Annotated in this window: 35 protein-coding genes; 12 read left to right on the top strand and 23 right to left on the bottom strand. The window is 46.4% G+C overall.

The features are described from left to right. Positions 1–5: 5 nt before the first annotated feature. The 19 genes from rpsE to O9295_RS10425 form a co-directional block, all read right to left on the bottom strand. A complete protein-coding gene (rpsE, locus tag O9295_RS10515; protein WP_002746611.1) occupies positions 6–527 on the bottom strand; it encodes a 30S ribosomal protein S5 in 522 nt (173 codons plus the stop codon). A 26-nt stretch (positions 528–553) separates the two neighbouring features. Beyond that, positions 554–916: a 50S ribosomal protein L18 gene (rplR, locus tag O9295_RS10510; RefSeq protein WP_002753900.1), complete on the bottom strand. Its 363-nt coding sequence runs from the start codon at positions 914–916 to the stop codon at positions 554–556. A gap of 3 nt (positions 917–919) precedes the next feature. Next, positions 920–1,489: a 50S ribosomal protein L6 gene (gene rplF, locus O9295_RS10505; protein ID WP_069475528.1), complete on the bottom strand. Its 570-nt coding sequence runs from the start codon at positions 1,487–1,489 to the stop codon at positions 920–922. A gap of 104 nt (positions 1,490–1,593) precedes the next feature. Further along, positions 1,594–1,995: a 30S ribosomal protein S8 gene (rpsH, locus tag O9295_RS10500; protein ID WP_002734721.1), complete on the bottom strand. Its 402-nt coding sequence runs from the start codon at positions 1,993–1,995 to the stop codon at positions 1,594–1,596. 229 nt (positions 1,996–2,224) lie between these two features. Further along, on the bottom strand, positions 2,225–2,764 hold the full coding sequence (gene rplE, locus O9295_RS10495) for a 50S ribosomal protein L5 (protein WP_002801925.1): 540 nt from the start codon (positions 2,762–2,764) through the stop codon (positions 2,225–2,227). Between the two features lie 54 nt (positions 2,765–2,818). Further along, entirely contained in the window at positions 2,819–3,172 is a 354-nt protein-coding gene (rplX, locus tag O9295_RS10490) for a 50S ribosomal protein L24 (RefSeq protein ID WP_002757582.1), read from the bottom strand. 72 nt (positions 3,173–3,244) lie between these two features. Continuing rightward, positions 3,245–3,613, bottom strand: coding sequence for a 50S ribosomal protein L14 (rplN, locus tag O9295_RS10485; RefSeq protein ID WP_002732358.1), 369 nt, complete (start codon positions 3,611–3,613; stop codon positions 3,245–3,247). Between the two features lie 20 nt (positions 3,614–3,633). Continuing rightward, the gene (gene rpsQ, locus O9295_RS10480) at positions 3,634–3,876 is read right to left on the bottom strand and encodes a 30S ribosomal protein S17 (RefSeq protein ID WP_002796423.1); all 243 of its coding nucleotides are present in this window, start codon (positions 3,874–3,876) and stop codon (positions 3,634–3,636) included. A 6-nt stretch (positions 3,877–3,882) separates the two neighbouring features. Continuing rightward, the gene (rpmC, locus tag O9295_RS10475) at positions 3,883–4,101 is read right to left on the bottom strand and encodes a 50S ribosomal protein L29 (RefSeq protein ID WP_147070997.1); all 219 of its coding nucleotides are present in this window, start codon (positions 4,099–4,101) and stop codon (positions 3,883–3,885) included. Further along, positions 4,101–4,520 carry a 50S ribosomal protein L16 gene (gene rplP, locus O9295_RS10470; RefSeq protein WP_002734310.1) on the bottom strand — a complete coding sequence of 140 codons (420 nt, stop codon included), beginning with the start codon at positions 4,518–4,520 and terminating at the stop codon, positions 4,101–4,103. The genes rpmC and rplP overlap by 1 nt, the downstream gene beginning before the upstream one ends. 30 nt (positions 4,521–4,550) lie before the next feature. Continuing rightward, positions 4,551–5,279, bottom strand: coding sequence for a 30S ribosomal protein S3 (rpsC, locus tag O9295_RS10465; RefSeq protein ID WP_002733683.1), 729 nt, complete (start codon positions 5,277–5,279; stop codon positions 4,551–4,553). A gap of 23 nt (positions 5,280–5,302) precedes the next feature. Next, complete coding sequence (gene rplV, locus O9295_RS10460; RefSeq protein WP_002746605.1) at positions 5,303–5,662, bottom strand: 50S ribosomal protein L22; 360 nt, start codon at positions 5,660–5,662, stop codon at positions 5,303–5,305. 243 nt (positions 5,663–5,905) lie between these two features. Next, the gene (gene rpsS / locus O9295_RS10455; protein ID WP_002753908.1) at positions 5,906–6,187 is read right to left on the bottom strand and encodes a 30S ribosomal protein S19; all 282 of its coding nucleotides are present in this window, start codon (positions 6,185–6,187) and stop codon (positions 5,906–5,908) included. A 30-nt stretch (positions 6,188–6,217) separates the two neighbouring features. Further along, positions 6,218–7,051 (bottom strand): 50S ribosomal protein L2, encoded by an 834-nt coding sequence (rplB, locus tag O9295_RS10450; protein WP_002746601.1) that lies wholly within the window; start codon positions 7,049–7,051, stop codon positions 6,218–6,220. Between the two features lie 33 nt (positions 7,052–7,084). After that, positions 7,085–7,390: a 50S ribosomal protein L23 gene (locus tag O9295_RS10445; protein ID WP_002746599.1), complete on the bottom strand. Its 306-nt coding sequence runs from the start codon at positions 7,388–7,390 to the stop codon at positions 7,085–7,087. Then, the gene (gene rplD / locus O9295_RS10440; RefSeq protein ID WP_002801915.1) at positions 7,380–8,012 is read right to left on the bottom strand and encodes a 50S ribosomal protein L4; all 633 of its coding nucleotides are present in this window, start codon (positions 8,010–8,012) and stop codon (positions 7,380–7,382) included. Before rplD ends, O9295_RS10445 begins: the two co-directional genes overlap by 11 nt. 20 nt (positions 8,013–8,032) lie before the next feature. Then, positions 8,033–8,671 (bottom strand): 50S ribosomal protein L3, encoded by a 639-nt coding sequence (gene rplC, locus O9295_RS10435; RefSeq protein WP_002734589.1) that lies wholly within the window; start codon positions 8,669–8,671, stop codon positions 8,033–8,035. Between the two features lie 604 nt (positions 8,672–9,275). Continuing rightward, positions 9,276–9,614 carry a P-II family nitrogen regulator gene (locus tag O9295_RS10430; protein WP_061432519.1) on the bottom strand — a complete coding sequence of 113 codons (339 nt, stop codon included), beginning with the start codon at positions 9,612–9,614 and terminating at the stop codon, positions 9,276–9,278. A 251-nt stretch (positions 9,615–9,865) separates the two neighbouring features. Further along, positions 9,866–10,351 (bottom strand): DUF4079 domain-containing protein, encoded by a 486-nt coding sequence (locus tag O9295_RS10425; RefSeq protein WP_147070990.1) that lies wholly within the window; start codon positions 10,349–10,351, stop codon positions 9,866–9,868. Positions 10,352–10,549: 198 nt separating this feature from the next. Between O9295_RS10425 and O9295_RS10420 the strand changes: the two genes are divergently transcribed. Continuing rightward, a complete protein-coding gene (locus O9295_RS10420; protein ID WP_288032894.1) occupies positions 10,550–11,209 on the top strand; it encodes a phosphoribosyltransferase in 660 nt (219 codons plus the stop codon). A gap of 205 nt (positions 11,210–11,414) precedes the next feature. Here O9295_RS10420 and O9295_RS10415 read toward each other — a convergent pair whose 3' ends face one another. Next, complete coding sequence (locus O9295_RS10415; RefSeq protein WP_002762481.1) at positions 11,415–11,717, bottom strand: YkvA family protein; 303 nt, start codon at positions 11,715–11,717, stop codon at positions 11,415–11,417. Between the two features lie 532 nt (positions 11,718–12,249). Here O9295_RS10415 and O9295_RS10410 point away from each other — a divergent pair. After that, entirely contained in the window at positions 12,250–13,059 is an 810-nt protein-coding gene (locus tag O9295_RS10410; protein ID WP_288032893.1) for a prepilin peptidase, read from the top strand. 270 nt (positions 13,060–13,329) lie between these two features. After that, complete coding sequence (gene accD / locus O9295_RS10405) at positions 13,330–14,280, top strand: acetyl-CoA carboxylase, carboxyltransferase subunit beta (RefSeq protein ID WP_147071278.1); 951 nt, start codon at positions 13,330–13,332, stop codon at positions 14,278–14,280. A gap of 85 nt (positions 14,281–14,365) precedes the next feature. On the opposite strand, the gene O9295_RS10400 is transcribed toward accD, so the two are convergent. Next, positions 14,366–14,749 (bottom strand): Fur family transcriptional regulator, encoded by a 384-nt coding sequence (locus O9295_RS10400; RefSeq protein ID WP_002802309.1) that lies wholly within the window; start codon positions 14,747–14,749, stop codon positions 14,366–14,368. 31 nt (positions 14,750–14,780) lie between these two features. Here O9295_RS10400 and purS point away from each other — a divergent pair, with 31 nt between their 5' ends. From purS to O9295_RS10355, 9 genes are all read left to right on the top strand, one after another. After that, entirely contained in the window at positions 14,781–15,056 is a 276-nt protein-coding gene (gene purS / locus O9295_RS10395) for a phosphoribosylformylglycinamidine synthase subunit PurS (protein ID WP_271949601.1), read from the top strand. Between the two features lie 135 nt (positions 15,057–15,191). Next, the gene (gene purQ / locus O9295_RS10390) at positions 15,192–15,878 is read left to right on the top strand and encodes a phosphoribosylformylglycinamidine synthase subunit PurQ (RefSeq protein WP_190721185.1); all 687 of its coding nucleotides are present in this window, start codon (positions 15,192–15,194) and stop codon (positions 15,876–15,878) included. Between the two features lie 270 nt (positions 15,879–16,148). Beyond that, positions 16,149–17,075 carry a CDF family zinc efflux transporter Cdf31 gene (gene cdf31 / locus O9295_RS10385; RefSeq protein WP_288032891.1) on the top strand — a complete coding sequence of 309 codons (927 nt, stop codon included), beginning with the start codon at positions 16,149–16,151 and terminating at the stop codon, positions 17,073–17,075. Positions 17,076–17,121: 46 nt separating this feature from the next. Next, positions 17,122–18,198, top strand: coding sequence for a dTDP-glucose 4,6-dehydratase (gene rfbB, locus O9295_RS10380; RefSeq protein ID WP_287733012.1), 1,077 nt, complete (start codon positions 17,122–17,124; stop codon positions 18,196–18,198). A 139-nt stretch (positions 18,199–18,337) separates the two neighbouring features. Then, the gene (locus O9295_RS10375) at positions 18,338–18,757 is read left to right on the top strand and encodes a KGK domain-containing protein (RefSeq protein ID WP_288032890.1); all 420 of its coding nucleotides are present in this window, start codon (positions 18,338–18,340) and stop codon (positions 18,755–18,757) included. Positions 18,758–18,787: 30 nt separating this feature from the next. Next, positions 18,788–19,345 (top strand): KGK domain protein, encoded by a 558-nt coding sequence (locus tag O9295_RS10370; RefSeq protein WP_288032888.1) that lies wholly within the window; start codon positions 18,788–18,790, stop codon positions 19,343–19,345. Positions 19,346–19,415: 70 nt separating this feature from the next. Then, a complete protein-coding gene (locus O9295_RS10365) occupies positions 19,416–19,658 on the top strand; it encodes an HNH endonuclease (protein ID WP_288032887.1) in 243 nt (80 codons plus the stop codon). Between the two features lie 92 nt (positions 19,659–19,750). Next, positions 19,751–19,999, top strand: a complete 249-nt coding sequence (gene rpsP / locus O9295_RS10360; protein WP_002780060.1) for a 30S ribosomal protein S16 — start codon at positions 19,751–19,753, stop codon at positions 19,997–19,999. Beyond that, a complete protein-coding gene (locus O9295_RS10355; RefSeq protein ID WP_287664545.1) occupies positions 19,992–20,357 on the top strand; it encodes a KH domain-containing protein in 366 nt (121 codons plus the stop codon). The genes rpsP and O9295_RS10355 overlap by 8 nt, the downstream gene beginning before the upstream one ends. Before the next feature lie 9 nt (positions 20,358–20,366). Here the strand turns inward: O9295_RS10355 and obgE are convergent, their stop codons facing one another. Then, positions 20,367–21,395, bottom strand: coding sequence for a GTPase ObgE (gene obgE / locus O9295_RS10350; RefSeq protein ID WP_288032886.1), 1,029 nt, complete (start codon positions 21,393–21,395; stop codon positions 20,367–20,369). Between the two features lie 44 nt (positions 21,396–21,439). Next, the gene (locus O9295_RS10345; RefSeq protein ID WP_079207049.1) at positions 21,440–21,652 is read right to left on the bottom strand and encodes a hypothetical protein; all 213 of its coding nucleotides are present in this window, start codon (positions 21,650–21,652) and stop codon (positions 21,440–21,442) included. Between the last annotated feature and the right edge of the window lie 246 nt (positions 21,653–21,898).

The raw sequence follows: 21,898 nt of genomic DNA, 5'->3' as shown, positions 1-21,898 counted from the left end.
TTTCTTTAGGTGTACAAATGTTCTACAGATACGCCTCGATCCTTGGCCACTTCCGAGAAAGTGCGGAGAGTTTCCAGGGCGTTAACGGCGGCTCTAGCGTTATTGAGGGGGTTATCGCTACCGAGTTGTTTAGCGAGGATATTTTTCACCCCGGCTAATTCTAAAACGGTACGGACAGCACCCCCGGCAATAACCCCAGTCCCCGGAGCAGCCGGACGCATAATCACTTGAGCGCCACCGGAAGCCCCCCGGGTAAGGTGAGTGATAGAACTAGCCTTAGTTAAGGAGACTTCAATTAGTTGTTTTTTGCCATCGGCCACGCCTTTACGGACGGCCCCGATAACGTCCCCTGCTTTGCCGACTCCCACTCCCACCTGGCCGTTTTCATTACCGACCACGACGATGGCCCGGAAGCTGAGTTTTTTACCACCCTTAACCACTTTACTAACCCGGCGGATCTGGATGACCCGCTCTTGCCAAGTGGTTTCTTTTTCTTTTTCGCGGTTGCCTTTGCGACGTTTTGCCATAGTTTTATCAGTGTTGAAAGGATATTTTAGAAGTTTAAGCCGGCTGACCGAGCCGCTTCTGCTAAGGCTTTGACGCGACCGTGATAGAGATTGCCACCGCGATCAAAAACCACTTGTTCAATGCCTTTGTCTAGGGCCCGTTGGGCCACCAGTTTACCCACGGCAGCCGAAGCTTCTTGGGTAGCGGTGGATTCCAATTCCCCGCGCAAGGTTGCCTCTAGGGTAGAAGCGGCAGCGAGGGTGTGTTGGGCCACGTCGTCGATAATTTGGGCGTAGATGTGGTTATTAGAACGAAATACGGATAAACGCGGCCGTTCAGCAGTGCCATTAATTTTGCGACGCACACGCTGGTGACGACGACGGACTGATTCTTTGCGACTAAGTTTCATGGTTTATTTTTTACCTCCTTTACCGCCTTTAGCGCCTTTACCGCCAGCTTTACCAACTTTGCGACGGACAACTTCACCAAGATAGCGAATCCCTTTTCCTTTATAAGGTTCGGGGGGACGAACTTCGCGGATTTTAGCGGCAATGTTACCGACGGCTTCTTTGTCGATGCCACTGACGATAACTTGGGTGTTGTTTTCTACGGCGACGGAAACACCATCGGGCATCTCCATCTCCACGGGTTTACTGTAACCGACGTTAAGAACTAATTTACTACCCTGCGCCTGGGCGCGGTAGCCCACCCCTTGGATATCGAGGCGTTTTTGAAAGCCGGTAGCGACTCCTTCCACCATGTTGGCTACTAGAGTTCTACAGAGTCCGTGGCGTTCTCTGGCGGTACGGGAATCGTCTTGACGGGTAACGAGCAGAGTTTCGCCATCTTTATTGATGGCGACGGCGGTGGGTAGGGTTCTCTGGAGAGTTCCTTTGGGTCCTTTCACCGTCACGGTAGCACCATCGATATCGACGGTGACTTTATTGGGAATAGGAATCGGGCGTTTGCCAATACGAGACATAACAGTTATCAGTTATCAGTTATCAGTTATCAGGGAAGAGTTATCAGTGGGTCAGCTATCGGGTTTAAACTGGGAAAGGCTGACGGCTGATAGCTTATCCTTGTTTACCAGATGTAGCAAAGGACTTCGCCGCCAACGTTTTGTTTACGCGCTTCGCGATCGGTCATAATGCCTTTAGAGGTGGAAACAATGGCGATGCCAATGCCACCGAGGACGCGAGGTAAGTCTTTACTGTTGGAATAAACTCGCAGGCCCGGTTTACTGACTCTGGTGAGGGTAGTAATGATCGGTTGACGGTTTTTGCCTTTATATTTGAGGGAAAGAACTAATTGAGATTTAATCCCCTCACCCACTTCCTCAAAGTCAGCAATAAAGCCTTCGTCTTTGAGAACTTGAGCAATACTGCGCGTCATCCGCGTGGTGGGAATTTGAGTAGTGGTCTGCCGAACCGCGCAAGCGTTACGGATGCGGGTCAGCATATCCGAGATGGTATCGTTAGCAGACATGAATTACCTGTTTTTCTCCTAAATTGGGATCAACATCAGTGGTCAGTTATCAGTTATCAGTTATCAGTTATCAGTTATCAGATTTGAGTATTAAGTGAGTAGTATTAAATAGCAGTTTCCTGCTGTCTTTTCACTGAATCACTGTTTACTGTTTGCTGTTCACTGTTTACTGTTTGCTGTTCACTGTTCACTTATTTACCGGTCACTGTTTACTTTTCTCTTGATTGATTTATCTAAAGGGCATTCCCATCTCTTTGAGGAGGGCGCGTCCTTCTTCGTCGGTTTTAGCGGTGGTGATGATTGAGATGTCCATCCCACGAATTTGATCGATTTTGTCGTATTCAATTTCGGGGAAGATCAACTGTTCACGAATGCCTAAACTGTAGTTACCACGACCATCAAAACTGTTACCGCTGATACCGCGAAAGTCGCGAATGCGTGGTAAGGCCAGATTAATGAGACGGTCTAAAAAAGCGTACATTCGATCGCCGCGCAATGTCACCATGACACCCACGGGCATTCCTTCGCGAATTTTGAAGCCAGCGATCGCTTTTTTGGCCCTGGTCACTACCGGTTGTTGTCCGGTGATGGTGGACAGTTCCTCCTTGGAAGACTCCAAAGCTTTGGCGTTTTGTGAAGCTTCCCCAAGACCGCGGTTAACAGTAATTTTGATAACTTTAGGTACTTGGTGGATATTGGTATAACCAAATTGTTCTTTCAGTTTAGGAACAATGGTTTCTTGATAGGTGGTTTTTAGTTTTTGGCTCATAGTTTTGCTGCTTGCTTTTCCTGGGCTTGGTCAGGAACTAGAATTGATGGGAAACTAATCAATAATTTCGCCAGTTTTCTTCAGTATCCGCACTTTCCGACCGTCTTCGGTAAAGGTATAACCCACCCGACTGGCGATTTTTTTCTTCTCGGAATAAAGCATTACTTTGGAACTGTGAATCGGTGCTTCGTAGGTAAGGATTTGACCCGATTCTCCTTCCTGTTGGGGTTTAGTATGTTTGGTGCGGATATTAACTCCCTTGACCACCACGGTACTTTCTTGGGGTAAAGCGCGTAAAATTTCGCCCACTTTGCCCTTATCGGAACCGGCGATTACTTGAACGACATCCCCTTTTTTAACGTGCATTTTTTGCCTTTGGGGTGGGGTTTGACTGTTTTTCTTACTCATTTTTTTTGACCTCAAAGTGTGAAAAGTTTTAGACTAGCCATCAGCCAATTGCCTTGGTACTTTTCACTTTGATCAGAGAACTTCTGGGGCTAAGGAAACAATTTTGGTGTAGTTTTTATCGCGCAATTCCCGAGCGACCGGACCAAAAACCCTAGTACCTTTGGGATTACCGTCATTATTAATAATCACGGCGGCGTTATCATCAAAACGGATGCTCATACCGCTATCGCGACGGACGGTTTGACGGGTCCGCACAATCACCGCCGTCACCACATCGGATTTTTTCACGGGCATATTGGGGATAGCGTCCTTAACCACGGCGATAATTTTGTCACCGATGCCACCGTAGGTACAGTTACCTGTTCCCAGCACCCGCAGACACATTAGTTTCCGCGCCCCGCTATTGTCAGCGACATTTAAGTAGGTTTGTTGTTGAATCACGGTTTTTACCTAGGTGAAATTTAATTATCGGTTAATATTTCCGCCACTTCCCAACGTTTGGTTTTACTGAGGGGGCGGGTTTCACGAATACGAACTCGATCGCCTTGTTTGGCTTGATTTTCTGCGTCGTGAGCTTTAAATTTCTGGGTTTTCACGACGATTTTGCCGTATTTAGGGTGAGGAGAGCGGTTTTCAATGGCTACCACTACGGTTTTATCCATTTTATCGCTGACTACTACCCCAACTCTTTCTTTAACTGCCATAGTGGGTTATGCCTCCGGGGTGGACTGGGCTAGTTGGCGCTCCCGTTCTACGGTCAATAATTGGCCAAGACGGTGGCGGGTGTGTTTGAATTCGTGGGTTTTTTCCAAGCGGCGGGTGGCCTGTTGCAAACGCAATTCAAACAGTTTCTTTTTGGCAGCGAGGATAGCAGCGGCGATGTCGTCATCACTCATCTTCCTCACTTCGGCGATTTTTGGTAGAGCCATTAGACAAAATCCTCCTCGCGAGTGATAAATTTGGTCTTAATCGGTAATTTTTGGGCGGCTAGGCGCATTGCTTCCCGGGCCACGGGTTCGGCTACCCCAGCAATCTCAAACATAATGAAACCAGGTTTAACCACGGCCACCCAGAATTCGGGGGAACCTTTCCCGGAACCCATCCGAGTTTCTGCAGCTCGTTGGGTGACGGGTTTATCAGGAAAAACGCGGATCCAGATTTTGCCACCCCGACGGATATAACGAGTCATTGCCCGTCTGGCGGCTTCGATTTGACGGGAAGTAATCCAACAGGGTTCGGTGGCTTGCAGGGCGAAATCGCCGAAATTAATCGTATTTCCGCCGGTGGCCAGCCCGCGCATCCGTCCGCGCTGTTGTTTGCGGAATTTTGTTCTTTTGGGACTTAACATGAGCTATTTACCACTGATAAATATTAGGGATCAGCCCTCACTAGAGCGATCTTCAAACTGTTGACGGCGACGCTGTTGACGGCGCGGTGCTTGAGCGGGAACGGCGGCGGCAATTTCTTCTTGGCCGGGGATAATTTCGCCCTTAAAGATCCAAACTTTCACGCCTAGAATCCCGTAGATGGTGCTGGCGGTTTTATAGGAGTAATCGATATCGGCGCGCAGGGTATGCAGGGGAACTCGTCCTTCCCGCACCCATTCAGTCCGAGCGATTTCTGCCCCGTTGAGACGGCCGCTAACCTGAATTTTGATCCCTTTGACTTCAGCCCTTTGCGCCCGTTGGATGGCCTGGCGGACTACACGACGGAAGGAAACCCGTCTTTCTAATTGTTGGGCGATGTATTCGGCGATCAGGTTGGCATCGGCATCAACGCGAGCCACTTCGATGACGTTAATACGAATTTGACGCTGGCCACCGAGGGCTTTTTGTAAACCTAGGCGCAGCTGTTCGATTCCCGTGCCACCACGACCGACGACGACCCCGGGGCGAGCGGTATGGATGGAAATATCTACTTGATCGGCCTTGCGTTCGATGCGAATATCGGCGATACCGGCATTAGCGAGGTTTTTCTCGACGTATTCACGAATGCGGCGATCTTCTTGCACTAATTCGGGGTAACGTTTCGCGTCGGCATACCAGCAAGATTTGTGATCTTTGATAACGCCGAGACGAAAACCGAGGGGATGGATTTTTTGTCCCATTGTGGTTTTTTTAGTTAAGGTGATTAGTCTTTGTTGCTAGGAGCGACGGCGACGGTGATATGACAGGTGGGTTTGCGAATTTGGTAGGCGCGGCCTTGGGCCCGGGGTCGAAAACGTTTTAGGGTCGGTCCGCCATCGGCAAAGGCTTGGCTAACTACCAAAGTGGCGGGATCGAGTCCTTCGTTATTTTCGGCGTTGGCAACGGCGGAACGCAGGACTTTGAGAATCGGATCACAGGCCCGGTAGGGCATAAATTCGAGAATAATTAGGGCTTCCCGATAGGAGCGACCGCGGATCTGATCGAGTACCCGTCTGACTTTCAGGGGTGACATCCGAATATAGCGGGCGATCGCTTTGACTTCGTTAGAGGTATCGATGGTCATTTCAGTTATCAGTTATCAGTTAGGTAGGGTGGGTTAGGCGACGACAACTTATAAGACTTAGTTATTAATTTATCTAGTCGCCGTAACCCACCATCTCATAGTTAAGCTAAACGGCTTTTACTTCGGATCACCGATATAGACTCCAAAAGGGTTATAGCTATTGGATCATGCAGGTTAAGCGCCGTTTAGCTTATCTGAACGCTGACCGGGGGCTTGACGGTCTTAAGATTACCGCCCACCGGTCTATTTCCGTCCTGCTTTTTTGTCGCTCTTGGCGTGGCCGCGGAAGGTGCGGGTGGGAGCGAATTCACCGAGTTTATGACCGACCATCTGCTCGGAAACATAGACGGGAACGTGCTGTTTGCCGTTGTGAACGGCGATCGTGTGACCGACCATATCGGGAATGATTGTCGAGGCCCGGGACCAAGTTTTAATCACTTGTTTACTGCCCTGGGCGTTGAGTTTTTCGATTTTTTCCATCAGGTGGCCGGCGACAAATGGCCCCTTTTTCAGTGAACGACCCATAATTTTCAGTCAAAAGTAAAGTAATAATTTCTAACCCTGGTTACGACGGCGCACAATCAGATCGCTACTGCGTTTTTTCTTGTTGCGAGTTTTGCGACCGAGGGCGGGTTTACCCCAGGGAGTCATCGGGCCGGAACGTCCGATCGGAGCGCGACCCTCTCCACCTCCGTGCGGGTGATCCACTGGGTTCATGACGCTACCCCGAACATGAGGTCTTTGACCGCGGTGACGGGTACGACCGGCTTTACCGAGACTGATGTTTCTCGCTTCGGCGTTACCGACTTTTCCGATGGTGGCGTAGCATTCACGCCGGATCATGCGTACTTCTTTGGAGGGGAGGCGGATGGTAACGTAATCGCCTTCTTTCGCTACCACTTGGGCGAAACCACCAGCAGCCCGCACCATTTGACCCCCGCGACCGGGGACGAGTTCGATGTTATGAACTTCTGTCCCCAGGGGGATGCGACTTAAGGGTAGGGCATTACCCACCTCGAAGGGAGCGTTTTCTCCGGCGATGACGGTATCACCAACGCCTAAACCGGCGGGGGCGATGATGTAGCGTTTTTCCCCGTCTTTGTAGAAAAGCAGGGCAATGCGGGCGTTACGGTTAGGATCGTACTCGATCGCCGCTACTGTGGCGGGAATATCCCGTTTATCGCGACGAAAATCGATAATCCGGTAGAGGCGTTTATGGCCGCCGCCCCGGTGACGACTGGTAACGACACCGCGATTATTACGCCCTTGTTTGCTGTGTTTGCGATGAGTTAGGGACTTTTCCGGTTCGGTTTTGGTGATCTCTTTAAAGTCGGAGATGGCCGCCTGCCTTGTCCCGGGGGTTAAAGGTCTAAAAGAACGAATACCCATAGTTTAGTTTTCCGTTATCGGGTTTCTTGGTGGTTATACGTCGGGATAGAGGGCGATCGAGTCGCCTTCCGCTAGGGTCACGATCGCGCGTTTGTATTGGGGTTTGTAACCGAGGAAACGGCCGACGCGTTTTTTCTGACGAGAGGGGCGGCTGGTGTTCACTTTCGTTACTTTCACGTCAAACAGCAATTCGATCGCCGCTTGAATTTCCGGCTTGGTCGCTTTCAAGGCGACATCGAAGACGTATTTATTTTGTTCTAGGAGTAGGGTGGCTTTCTCGGTCACGATCGGCTTTAGGATCAGATCGGCGAGTTGTCTGGCTTCAGTTTTAAGCACCATAGACCTCCTCAATTTTAGCTAGGGCTGCGGCGGTGGCGATAACTCGATCGGCTAGGATGACATCATAGACGTTGAGACTATCGGCGCGAATAATTTTGAGATTGCAGATATTACGTCCCGATAAATAGACATTTTCGGGAATTTCCGTCAAAATCAGCAGAATTTTTTCCTCTGGACTGGCTCCCCAGCGACTTAAGGCAGCGGTGAGTTCTTTGGTTTTGGGTTGGGAGAATTGTTCGGCGAAGCTTTCAACAACGATAAAGTTATCGGACTGGCTGATCAAAGCGGTTCTCAGGGCTAATCTTTTCTCTTTGCGATTGACCTTAACCTCAAAATCTCTGGGTTTTGGTCCGAAGATGACACCGCCACCACGCCAGAGGGGAGAACGGATCGAACCGGCCCGGGCCCGGCCGGTGCCTTTTTGCCGCCAGGGTTTGCGACCACCGCCGCGCACTTCCGAGCGGGTTTTGCTGGAGGCGTTACCTTGGCGGGCCGCCGCTAGATGGCTGACGACGACGCGGTGAATTAGGTGTTTGGCGGTTTCTGGTTTAGCGGTTTTCAGTTCCAGGGTGCCTGTTCCCGCTTCTTCCCCTTGCCAATTTTTGACTGTGTAGTTAACCATGGCTTTAATCTTTCCTTGCCCTATTTACCAAATTTCTTGGCGGGGGTGATGTTTAACAGGGTTCCTGGTTTGCCCGGGACGGCTCCTTTGATCAGGATCAGGTTGCGTTCGCTATCGATTTTGACCACGGACAATTTGCGGATGGTAACTTGGGTTGCTCCGTATTGTCCAGCCATTCTCTTACCCGGGAAGACGCGACCGGGGGTAGTACCGGCACCGGTGGAACCGGGGAGACGGTGGTTTTTGGAACCGTGGGTCATGTTACCGCGCTTGAAGTTATGGCGTTTTTGATAGCCGGAGAAACCCCGTCCGATGGTGGTTCCAGCCACATCGACTAAATCGCCTTCTTGGAAGATAGCGGCGGTAATTTCTTGGCCTAAAGTGTAAGCGGACGCGTCCTCGAGGCGGTATTCGATTAAATGCCGCAGGGGGGAGACACCGGCTTTGGCTAAATGACCGAGCAGCGGTTTGTTGAGGGCTTTTTCTTTGACGGTTTTGTATCCCACTTGGATGGATTCATAACCGTCGGTTTTTTTAGTTTTGACTTGGGTGACGGGACAAGGACCTGCTTGAACGACGGTGACGGGAATGGCGACTCCCGTTTTGTTGTCGAAGATTTGGGTCATGCCCAGTTTTGTACCGAGGATACCGATAGACACGGATTGTTCTCTTTATCTTTACTAGACGACAATCAAAAATAACGTGGCCGTGGCTATAGGAGCGAGAAAAATCTTTCCCGCTTTATCAGCCTGCCCAACTTGAATGACTTTTTTCGAGTTATTTAAGCTGGCATCCCGTTAAATTCGTAAGTAAGACTAGACAGGGTTGCTGGTTCTGCCTAGATTGTTGCTGGTCTTTGTTTCTTCAGGACTTAAAGGGTTTATCTTCAGTATCCCGGCGAAGACCGAGCGACCAAGGCGGTTCTGCTCGGTAGTGCCTTTAGCACCACCTAACACCGATTTTGGCCACGATCAAACATTATATAATATTTGTGCCTTTTTAGGCAAGAGGTTTTTTTAGTCACCGGAAATGATCATATCTAGTCTGGTCAAATTATTTGTACCGTTCGGCGGTCTTCAAGCGATGGGGGCAGACCGAGCCAATAGATTCAATTATAGTAGTTATCTTAATGTTGAGGTACAAAGTTTCCGTTTTGGGGAATCGGTCGTCGGTGGTCGATACCAAATTAGGTTACACTTCTTGATGGGAAACGCTGTCAATGGGGGGGATGACAGCATTGTGCTATCATCCCTGGTCGGGGGGTTAAATCGCTTCGCTATCTTTTTCTCCGGTACGGATGCGGACAATCTGTCCCACGGGGGAGATGAAGATTTTACCGTCTCCGATTTCACCAGTCCGCGCCGCAGAAATCAGCTTATCGACGACCATATCGACTTGATTATCTTCGACGACGATCTCGATCTTGAGTTTTTGGAGAAATTCGACGGTGTACTCGGAACCGCGATAACGTTCCGTTTGACCTTTCTGACGACCGAAACCTCTAACTTCGGAGACGGTCATGCCGACAATGCCCGCGTTAACCAGAGCGATTTTCACCTCTTCAAGTTTAAAGGGTCGGATAATCGCCTCTACTTTCTTCAAATTTACTGCTTTCTTTACTTGCTCTACTTTCTTTACTTCCTCTACTTTTTTCGTCGTTGAAATATTGCTCTGCATATCTATCTCCTCGTTGCGTGACGATACTTTCTTGGTAAATTACCTGTTAATTCTAAACGCAGAATCCCGACAATAGCGCTTAAAGTCATGATTTCTTCAATTATTGGCTTTGGCCACAGTCTTCTGTGGTCAAAAATTTCTGGGTGGGAATTGGCCCACCCGAAGCCATAAACCAACTAGAGAGATAATCCCAACTGAAGACCAAAAACACCGTGAACTAGCAGTAAAATCAGGGCAATACTGCCGATATAAGCGTGAATAGTCCGGAAAAGTTCTTTTTTCCCGCCAGCGAAGCCAGTGAGGGACAATAATCCATTGAAAGCTAATAAACCGATCGCGATCGATCCTGTCCAGAAATGGCTGCTTTCGAGGATGGGATGTTTCTGCATAACCAGGGATAAAATACCGCCGGTGTAACCGAGAGCGATAAATAAAAACAGCCAGGGGGCGAGTTTGCGGTGATCAGCCCGATTTTTGGCCACTACTTCCCCATCTTTGCTTAAACGGCTTTGCCAACCGGCATAGGCAGTATAACTACCCATAACTAAAACCACGATCCCCATCATGACTGGATGTCCCCAATGAACGATCGGTTCGGGAGTTCCGAGACCGCGAAAGGCAGCGGCGATCGGCTCTAGCGCATCACTTAAACTTTGATTCATGTTTGTTACCTAACTTTACAAAACCCTCTCGCCTAAGATTTTAGCCGATCTCTGGCCTAGAAAAACTGCGGTTAGCCGAAAAAATGTCAAGCCTTCGCTAAATTTCTTAACATTTCAGCTAGAGATTAGCGGAGAAATATAGAATAAAGTCAGGGGAGACTAGGGATCCCCACGGGGATTAGCCCCTAGGAGGGAGTTATGACTTATCTGCTCAAAGATCGGCGATCAGCAGGGAGACTATTAGCTAGTTACTTGACAGAATATACCAATAGTGCTGGGGTGCTAGTTTTGGCTTTGCCCCGGGGTGGGGTTCCGATCGCCTTTGAAATTGCCCAAAGGTTACATTTACCGCTAGATCTGTGTTTGGTGCGAAAATTAGGTGTACCGGAGCGCAAAGAGTTAGCTTTTGGGGCGATCGGTCAAAATGGGGTGCGGGTAATCAATGAAAGTATCGTTGACGACTTGCACCTATCGGAGGCGATGATGGAACGGGTAGCAAAGGAAGAAATGCTCGAATTAGAGCGACGCGATCGCTTGTATCGAGGTGAGCGACCCTTTCCGAGCCTGACGGGGAAAACGATTATTCTAGTAGATGATGGGATCGCTACGGGAGCAACGATTAAAGCGGCGATTCTGACCCTTAAAGCTGGGAATCCCGCTGCTATTATTATTGCTGTTCCTGTTGCCCCACCGGAAGTCTGTGATCAATTAGAAAAATTAGTCGATCGAGTAATTTGCCTACATAAACCCTACGAATTGAGATCAATTTCTCTTTGGTACGAAGATTTTTCCCAAACCAGCGATGAGGAGGTGCAAACACTTTTGTCCACCGTCGATAGTTCTTTGATTCCAGTTTAGGGAAGAAGGGAGAGGGAATTAGGAAGTGGGGGAGTGGGGAAGTGGGGGAGTGGGGAAGTGGGGGAGTGGGGAGATGGGGAGACCACTGCGTGCGCGTTGCGGGGGGAGATGGGGTAGTGGGGAGACCACTTCGTGCGCGTTGCGGGGGGAGAATAAATAACAGCAATCTCCTGAATTCAGAAGTCAGAATTGAGACTTACGAATTCTAACTTCTGACTTCTACGGCATCGGTATCAACGGCATTGGTTGGGGAAGAAACCTCGGTTTGATTCTTTACTGTCCCCGGACGGCGATTGCGATAATCAAGAACTAATCGCGATAATTCCGTGGTTAAAAGGGTGAGGACAATACCATCATCGATCCAACCAATAATCGGGAAAACGTCAGGAGAAATATCGAGGGGGCTAAACAGATAAACCATAGTTCCCAGAATGATAATCCAACGATATTGGGGGTGAGTGATTTTGCTGCTGTACCAGTTGTAAAAAGATTCAACAATCGGTTTCATTAATTTGTCCTCGTTGACGGCGATAATTTAATTTTGTCAGGTTGTCCCTGGGGCTGATAGTGAGGTTTTACCCCCATTATCTAGGGTGATATCCGCTAATTAATCAAAAAAAAATGCCCAGAAGAAAATTCACCTTTAGGGATGAGCCTGAATTATTAAGCTAAGACGTATTTATAGCAATTCCCATAGTTGTGAGGTACAGAGTCTTAGGTTTTGAGGAGTCAGGAGTCAGGAGTCAGGAGTCAGGATTCGGGATTCAGGATTCGGGATTCAGGATTCGGGATTCAGGAGTTAAGATTTTGGTGTACCTCATGAGATTGGAAAACGCTATAAACCGCTTATTCTTAATGATCAGCCGAATTTCCTCCAATCCCTTTACTGTTGCCTCTTGCCAGAGTGTCTCTTGCCTCGTCTCAACAAGCAATTTAAATTATGAACAGCTTATTACTGGATGCTTAAGAGGGGAGATAGTGGCATCTTTATCCCCTATAATAGGCGATAACAAACTAATCAATTATCTGCCAGTTTAAGGATGGAAACCCTCTTTCATCTAGTTACTTTTGCCTTTGTCTTCGCTTTTGGTGCCTCGGTGGGCAGTTTTTTAAACGTGGTCATCTATAGATTACCTAAGGGGATATCTCTAGTTTATCCCCCTTCCCACTGTCCGAAATGTCACCATAGGTTAGGTAAAAGCGAGAATATACCTGTTTTAGGCTGGTTATGGCTAGGGGGTCGCTGTCGCTGGTGTAGAACCGCGATTTCTGTCCGTTATCCAGCGGTCGAAACTTTTACCGGTTTGTTATTTTGTCTGGTTTTAGGAGATTTTAGCTTTTCTTGGCAGACCCTCGGCTATTGGATTCTCCTAAGTTGGTTATTAGCTTTAGCTTTGATTGATTTTGACACGATGACGCTTCCTAACTCCCTCACCCAATCGGGATTAGTTTTAGGGATAGTTTTCCAAACTCTTTTAGGTTGGCAAAATAATCAAAGTGCTATCTATCTCTTTTCAGCGATCGCTAGTGCGGTTTTAGGAGTCTGGTTATTTGATCTGATCCGGTGGGGGGGAAGTTTTGCCCTCAGACAGCAGGCCATGGGGGGAGGAGATGCCAAATTAGCGGCCATGATCGGTGCTTGGTTAGGATGGCAAGCATTATTAGTCACCGCTTTTTTGGCCTGCGCTATTGGGGCGGCCATCGGTATGACGGGCATTTTTCTCGGTAAAATGGGGAAAAAACAAGCTATACCCTTCGGGCCATTTCTTGCCCTCGGCGCTCTGATGAGTGTCTTTTGGAGTGATAAGATCATCTCAGCCTATCAAACCATTTTTTTCCCTTTCTTGTAAAAAAGTTATCCTGTAATTAAATCTTGATACAATAGTCTTCCGTGTCTTGGATCACCATTAGAACAACCCCCAGTCTAGGGTAAGCCGATTGGCTACAGGAAATGCTCAAAGCTCACGACATCCCCAGTCGCGTTATCGCTATTGGCCTTGGTGTTTATTGCGGCTAGGGTCATCAGTCCGCCCTACAAGTCCGTCCCCAAGATCGCTGGACAGCACTTTTGTTATTAAGTCCTCTAGAAGAAAGTCGATAAATTATCTTTATTTTAAACTATGTCTCTATTTGATTGGTTTGCAAATCGCCAAAAAACAGAACCCAAGGTTCAACAACAACAGGAACGAGAAATAGCCGATGGTCTATGGACAAAATGCCCAAATTGCGGCGTTTTGGCCTATACGAAGGATTTATTAGCTAATCAACTGGTTTGTCTCGATTGCGGTCATCATAATCGGGTGGAAAGTGAAGAAAGAATTCGCCAGTTAGTGGATGCTAATACTTGGAATTGCCTCGATGAACAGATTCGACCGACGGATCCGCTCAAATTTCGCGATCGGAAAAGTTATAGCGATCGCCTGCGGGAAACCCAAGAAAAAACCGGACTGACGGATGCTGTCCGGACGGGAACGGGGACGATCGATGGTTTACCCTTAGCTTTAGGGGTGATGGACTTCCGTTTTATGGGGGGTAGCATGGGATCGGTGGTGGGAGAAAAACTCTGTCGTTTGACGGAACAAGCTACTGATGAAAGTTTACCCCTGGTGATTATCTGCGCTTCTGGCGGGGCGAGAATGCAGGAAGGAATGTTAAGTTTAATGCAGATGGCCAAGATTTCCGGTGCCCTTAACCGGCATCGAGAAGCAAAATTACTCTATATTCCTGTCCTGACTAATCCCACCACGGGAGGAGTCACGGCCAGTTTTGCCATGTTGGGAGATATTATTATCGCCGAACCAAAGGCTACTATCGGTTTTGCCGGTAAACGGGTAATTGAACAGACTTTGCGCGAGAAATTACCGGAAGGTTTCCAAACATCGGAATACCTATTAAAACACGGGTTTGTCGATGCGATCGTTCCCCGTACCCATCTCAAGAAAACCCTCGCTCAATTAATCAGTTTACATCAGCCCTTTTTCCCCTTGTTATCCCCCCTCAACAGTGATCATCACTACAGTCAACCGGAGTTAATCCCTCTGAAAACAGCCCAAGGTCAAACAACAGTTTAATCCCTGTAAGACGGCACTGGAGTGGAAAGTCTGAGCATTTGTACTAAAATTTCCCGATCGGCAGTTTAAATGTAGTACAGCTTACTTAACTGGGTTGACAATGATCGCAAAGTCCAAAAAATTCGAGAGTGTGGTAATAAACCTTGAATTGGTGGGATTTTTCGAGTTTTTCTTCTAATTCGTGAACGGGACACTCATTAAAGACGATAGACCGACCGCAATGAATACAGGTAAGATGGTGTTGATCCTGCTGAACGGAACTGTAGAGGGATTCTCCTGTGGCCAGGGTTCTCACCTGCACTGCTCCCTGTAGTTTTAGGGATTCTAGGGCGCGGTAAACAGTGGCTAACCCCATATTTTGGTCACGCTGACGGAGTTCCACAAACAATTCTTGAGCGGATACTGCCCGATTTAAGGTTTTGAGTAAGTGGATAATGCGCTCTTGCGATCGGGTGCGTTGGGATTTCATATCAAAAAGGTCAGCGATCAAATTTAATTCTATGCCAAAAAATTATCAGTGCTGTATTTATGTTACCCTGCGCCCCTCGGTTCTCGATCCGGCGGGTACGGCGGTAGAGTCGGGATTAAAGCAATTAGGTTATGATACTGTGGCTGGGGTGCGAATTGGTAAGTATATTGAGCTTACCGTAACAGCAGCGGACGAAACCAGCGCCCGCGAACAATTGGATCAAATGTGCGATCAACTATTGGCTAATCCTGTGATTGAAAATTATCGCTTTGATTTGCATTGTCAGGAGATAGGGGATAGGGATTAGGGGATAGGGAAATGGGGAAATGGGGGATTAGGGGATAGGGAAATGGGAGAATGGGGAAATTCAACTAATACCCTAACACCCTAACACCCATCTGATGAGAGCTTTTTGCAAAATGAATTAACCAAGTTAAAAATTATGAAGTTTGGGATTATTGTTTTCCCTGGATCGAATTGCGATCGAGATGTGGCAACGGTGACGGAGGGGATTTTTCAGCAACCTACCCGCTATATTTGGCATCAAGAGACGGATTTAGGGGATTTGGATGTGATTGTGGTGCCGGGGGGATTTAGTTACGGCGATTATTTGCGCTGTGGTGCGATCGCTCGGTTTTCGCCGGCGATGAAAACTGTCCGAGAAGAAGCCGAAAAAGGTAAATTAGTTTTAGGCATCTGTAACGGTTTTCAGGTATTAACGGAAATTGGGCTGCTACCTGGTGCGTTAATTCGTAATCGCGATTTACATTTTATCTGCGATCGAGTGCCGGTAAAAGTGGAAAATAATCAATCTGTCTGGACGCGAGGTTATCAACCGCAACAGGTGCTTAATTTGCCGATTGCCCACGGGGAAGGGCGTTATTATGCCGCAGAAGATACGTTAAAATCTCTGGAGGATAACGGACAAATTCTCTTTCGTTACTGTACTGCCACAGGAGAGGCAAATGAGTCGGGAAATCCTAACGGTTCGTTAAATAATATTGCAGGAATTACCAATAAAGCAGGAAATGTGCTAGGAATGATGCCTCATCCCGAACGCGCCGCCGATCGGATGCTCAATTTGACCGATGGGAGTCTGTTATTTCAGGAGTTGATCAATTGTTGTTGACTAGACCTCTTGTAAAAATCAAAAATTGTTGTTAGGGTCAGGAGTCAGTAGCCGGTCGTCAGGAGTCAGGAGAATTAAAAATGAATAATAATCAATTAAATGGTCTATTTACCGACTTTAGGCAATTTAATCCTTATTTTTGCCCTTTTTCAACCCTCAAGTAGTTGGGTTTTTGGGGTTTTGGGGTTTTAGTTGAAATTTCCCTGATAACTGATAACTGATAACTGATAACTGATAACTGATAACTGATAACTGATAACTGATAATCCTGTGGCTGTTTTAAAAGATAATCGGGCTACCGTCCAAAAAGTTCTCTGGATCACCCTACTGCTGAACATTTTGGTTATGGCGATCAAAGCGGGGGTGGGTTTGAGAATTGGTGCTTTAAGTCTGCAAGCGGATGCTCTCCATAGTGTCACCGATAGTGCGAATAATGTCTTGGGATTAGTAGCGATGCGGTTTTCCTCTCCCTATCCAGATCGAGATCATCCCTACGGACATCTGAAATACGAAGCGATCGGAGCTTTAGCGATCGCCGCATTTTTGGGGATTGCCTGTTTTGAAATCTTGCAAGGGGCGGTCATGCGTATTATCAAAGGAGGAAAACCCGTCGAGATTGCAGGTCCTGAGTTATGGCTATTAATTATCGTTTTAGGGGTGAATATTTTTGTCACCTATTATGAAAGATCGGTGGGGCAGCGTGTCGGTAGTGCGATTTTGATTGCCGATGCTCGTCATACCATGAGTGATGTCTGGGTGACAATTACGGTTTTATTGGGTTTAGTCGGGGTTTGGGTGGGCAATACGGCTAATATTCCCCAATTACAATGGTTAGATGTGATTTTGTCCTTTCCCGTCGCTTTTTTGGTGTTTAGCAGTGGTTGGAAAGTCCTGATGGAGAATTTACCTTTGTTAGTGGATGAAATGGCGATCGCTCCTGAAGTGATTCATCAAATTGTGATGGAGGTGCCGGGGGTGCTTAATTGTCATGCGATCGCGTCTCGGGGAGTGGTGGGAAGACAGGTATTTATAGAAATGCACCTAGTTGTCTCCGCGCAAGATGTGGAAACTGCTCACGCAATCACGGAAGCGGTAGAAGCAAGATTAACCCAACAATTTAGCCCTGTGAGAATTTTAATTCACGTTGAACCGCCGGATTATCGTTCCGATCAGATCACTTTTGATGAAGAAGTGTGAAGCAAAAAGGCCTAAAATAAGTAGCAAACTTTTGCTAGAGGTGGCCATGACGACGGAGAATCAAGCTAGAAGCATAGTAATTACTGGTGGAGCAGGATTTATCGGCTCGAATTTTGTTCATCATTGGTGCGAGAATTATCCTGAGGATCGTGTCATTGTTCTTGATGCTCTTACCTACGCGGGCAATTTGAATAATTTAGCGACACTGAAAGATAGAAAGAATTTCCGTTTTCTGCAAGGGGATATCTGCGATCGAGCTTTAGTTGATGAATTATTTGCTGGTGAAAATATCGATACAGTTGCCCATTTTGCCGCCGAATCCCATGTGGATCGATCGATTCTTGGCCCTGGGGCTTTTGTGCAAACTAATGTGGTGGGAACTTTTACTCTATTAGAAAGTTTTCGGCAACATTGGTTAAGTAATCATCAACCCGATAACTATCGTTTTCTGCACGTTTCCACCGATGAGGTTTATGGCAGTTTAGGAGTAGATGATCCGGCTTTTACCGAAACTACTCCCTATGCTCCTAATAGTCCCTATTCTGCCTCAAAAGCGGGGAGTGATCATCTAGCGAGAGCTTATTTTCATACCTACAGAATGCCGACAATTATTACTAATTGCTCTAATAATTATGGTTCCTACCATTTCCCAGAAAAGTTAATTCCTTTGATGTGTATTAATATTCTTTTGGGTAACCCTTTACCTGTTTATGGTGATGGTCAAAATGTTCGAGATTGGTTATATGTGCGGGATCATTGTCAAGCTTTAGATACAGTTATTCACAAGGGAAAAGCGGGAGAAACCTATAATATTGGCGGAAATAATGAGGTAAAAAATATCGATTTAGTCAGGATGTTATGTCATTTAATGGATGAATTAGCACCCGATTTACCCGTGAAACCCGCTCAGAATTTAATTACTTTTGTCAAGGATCGGCCCGGACACGATCGCCGATATGCTATTGATGCCAGTAAAATTCGCACTGAATTAGGTTGGCAACCTCAAGAAACGGTAGAGGGGGGATTAAGAAAAACCATTCAATGGTATCTCGATCATCGGGATTGGTGGCAACCTTTGTTATCCAAAGAATATCAAGAGTATTATGGGAAAGTTTACGGTTAGAGAGGGGGAAAAAATCTAATCTTAATTTTGGGTGTGTTAGCGAAAACTAACACACTTATTACTTTAGCTAGATTAATATTTTAATTCTCAGTGATTAAGATCACAGGAAAATCTCAAAAAAAATGAAGAAGTTATTTTAGTGAGAAAATTTAGGGAAAAAATCCAAGCTGATTTTTTAAACTATATCGGCAAATATACTTCCCATGAAAGACTAACAGGAGATAGGTCGTCTCTATTTGGTCAAATTAATAAAATTGAATGGGTTCATTATCCGAGTGAAGGGAAGGATTGTAAATTATTAATACGGGGGGAGAAAGACTGGAGAACAGGAAAAGTTAAAACTTATGGAGAATGTACTTTTTCTAGTGTTTTAGAAAAACTGCCTAAAAAAACACCTGAACGTCCAGATTATGATGGCGAATTTCTGCGGGAATTACAAAATCAGGAATTTGAGTATTTAAACGAAACTCGTCAAATTAAAATTATCCTAGAATTTATTCCTGAAAATAGCCCACTGGAACCAGAATCACCCCTAGAGGAAATTCGTATGTTATTATAATTGAATAGGGAATAATTAAGGAGCAAAAAAATGAATTTTGATACTTTTAACAACTCTCGGAAAATTATTATCGAAGATGATAATAGTGTATTGATGTTTGAAGATGAAGAAGTTATTTTAGTGAGAAAATTTAGGGAAAAAATCCAAGCAGATTTGTTGAAATACATCGGCAAATATACTTCCTCTGGAAGACTAACAACAGATATGGGAGATAGGTCGTCTCTATTTGGTCAAATTAATAAAATTGAATGGGTTCATTATCCGAGTGAAGGGAAGGATTGTAAATTATTAATACGGGGTGAGAAAGACTGGAGAACAGGAAAAGTTAAAACTTATGGAGAATGTACTTTTTCTAGTGTTTTAGAAAAACTTTCAAAAAGTCCGTATATACATCGTAATTCTAGTGAAGGTAGTATTTTATTTCAAGAAATCAGAAATCAAGGCTTTAACGATTTCAATGAAACTCGTCAAATAAAAATTACCCTAGAATTTATTCCCGAAAATAGCCCACTGGAACCAGAATCACCCCTAGAGGAAATTCGGCAAATGTTGCGAGAAAATACAGAAAAAACTAACTTCAATTCCTGAAAACCTAATTAGGTAATAAGGAAAATAAATTAAAGCAATCACCTCTATCCTGCCTCCTGCTGTAATTATCATGGCAAAAACTCCGAGAATACCGGTTCCGATCGAAGTGAGAAAATATGTTTATCAAAGGGATAATTATCAATGTCAGAGTTGCGGTAAACCCGAAAAATTAGCCCAACTTTCCATAGATCATATAATCCCCTTAGCTTTAGGTGGCAGTAACGACATTAGTAACCTGCAAACCCTTTGTTTATCCTGTAATCGCCGCAAAAAAGACCATTTAGACCCTCGTTTTCGGCGTTATTTTCAATAATAGCCAATGGCTGCCGACCCTTTCCTCGATCGCCACTTGTGGAAATACCGCCTGGATGAGTTAGAATCGGAAAGGAGAATTTTTGAGTAACCATGATCAAATTACGTCTAAAACGCTTTGGTAAAAAACGCGAAGCCAGTTATCGTATCGTTGCGGCCGTTAGCACCAGTCGTCGCGATGGTCGTCCCCTAGAGGAGTTAGGATTCTACAATCCCCGCACCGATGAAGTGCGTCTCGATGAAGAAGGAATCATCCGACGCTTACAACAAGGAGCGCAACCGACGGACACCGTGCGCGGCATTCTCACCAAACAGAAAATTTTCGAGAAAATCAATGCCTAGTACCCCCAATTATCTCGAACTGGTGAAATTTATGATCGAGCCGTTTTTGGAAGATCCGGCCAGTCTGAGATTGGATATCGAGCGCTGTAAGGAAAATGAACGTCTTTGGGTGCGTGTAGCCTTCGATGATGCCGATAAAGGCAAAGTTTACGGCCGGGGAGGACGCAATTTACAGGCGATTAGAACTACCCTAGAAATGGCGGCCGCGAGTGTGGGTCGCTCTCTTTATCTAGAAGTCTATGCGGCCGAAAATGAAGCTGAACAGCGCCGCACCCGTCGTTCTAATGGTAACTTTGAAGGTACGGAAAGAAGACCGAGCAATCGCCGACCACCCGCACCCCGGCAGCCCAACAACTAACGAGCGATTTTAGGAAAACAGGGAAGGGGTTTCATCCTCGACCCTCTCCAGTTGCTCTAATTGCTGCCAAACTTTGGCGAGTAAAGTGGTTAATCCGGCTCCCGTCACGGCGGAAATAGTCAAAATCTCGGCATTGGTTATTTTAGCAAACTGCTTTTGGTAGTTATCTATCGTTTCCTCGTCCACAGCATCAATTTTGTTGAAAACCAGTATTTGCGATCGCTTTTCCAATTCCCGACCATAGGCGGCTAATTCCCCTTGAATAATTTGATAATCGGCGATCGGGTCTTCTGCTGTCAAGGAGACAAGATGAATTAACAGGCGTGTGCGTTCGATATGGCGCAAAAATTCGTGTCCTAAGCCGATTCCTAGGTGCGCTCCCTCGATTAATCCAGGAATATCGGCGAATACCGTCCCGTCTCCCGTGGGTTTGCGTACCACTCCCAAGTTAGGAATGAGAGTCGTAAAGGGATAATCGGCGATTTTGGGACGAGCAGAGGAAACGGCCGAGATTAGGGTGGATTTTCCCGCATTGGGCAGCCCGATAATGCCCACTTCCGCTAATAACTTCAATTCTAGGCGTAAATGGCGTTTTTCCCCGTCTAAACCGGGTAAGGCGTATTCGGGTGCGCGATTATTATTGCTTAAAAAGTGGCGGTTGCCTAATCCTCCTTTTCCCCCAGCAGCCACGATTAAAGTCTGTTCGGGAGTGACCAAATCGCCGATCATTTCCTCGCTATCGAGATCATAAACCACTGTACCACAGGGAACTTGAATAATGCGATCGCTCCCGTTGGCTCCCGTGCAGTTGTTGGGGCCGCCCCGTTTACCGTCATCGGCCTTAAAATAGCGACTATACTGGAAATCTAGCAGGGTTTGCAGGTTCTGAGTCGCCACGAAAATCACCGAACCACCTTTTCCCCCATTACCTCCGGCCGGACCGCCGGCGGGGACGTATTTTTCCCGACGGAAAGCGACAATTCCATCACCTCCCTTACCCCCTTCTACTTCTATTTCGGCGCGATCAATAAACTGCATAAGACTAAGTAGTTAAAGTGAAAAAATGCTCAAGATCAAAGCTGTTATAGGTTAACATCTTGCCAATTTAAAGCTTCTGCGAATCCCTGAAAATGTTTGACATTGGTAGTAGCGATGACTAGATAACGGCTCGGATCTTGTTTTTTTAATAACTGCCAATGAGCAAGAATAATAATATCTACGTCAATATTGTAATTATCAGCCGTTTGTTGGCCAATCTTTCGAGTTTCTACCCAAATTTGTGACGATTCTAACATCACCTCGGTATCTAAATTATCTAGGCTATTAAAGGAATTTTTCTTGACCGATTCTAATAATAGGCTTTTTCTGACTTCATAATCACAGCTATCGGAACTAACTACATAGGGTTTGCTGAATAAATCTAAAAACCTTGTTGGATAAGACTTTTAGACTTGTTTTCCCTCAAAAAGTGCCGACCTTTGGAGTGATTGGGGGGAAAATTCCGGGACTTTTTCCCTGAAAATTAGGTAATTGACCACCTG

It is taken from the genome of Microcystis sp. LE18-22.4A (genome assembly GCF_027531105.1).
In the GTDB taxonomy this organism is placed as follows: domain Bacteria; phylum Cyanobacteriota; class Cyanobacteriia; order Cyanobacteriales; family Microcystaceae; genus Microcystis; species Microcystis aeruginosa.
The sequence above is the reverse complement of the archived record's forward strand: the minus strand, read 5'-3'. Positions and strand labels throughout refer to the sequence as shown.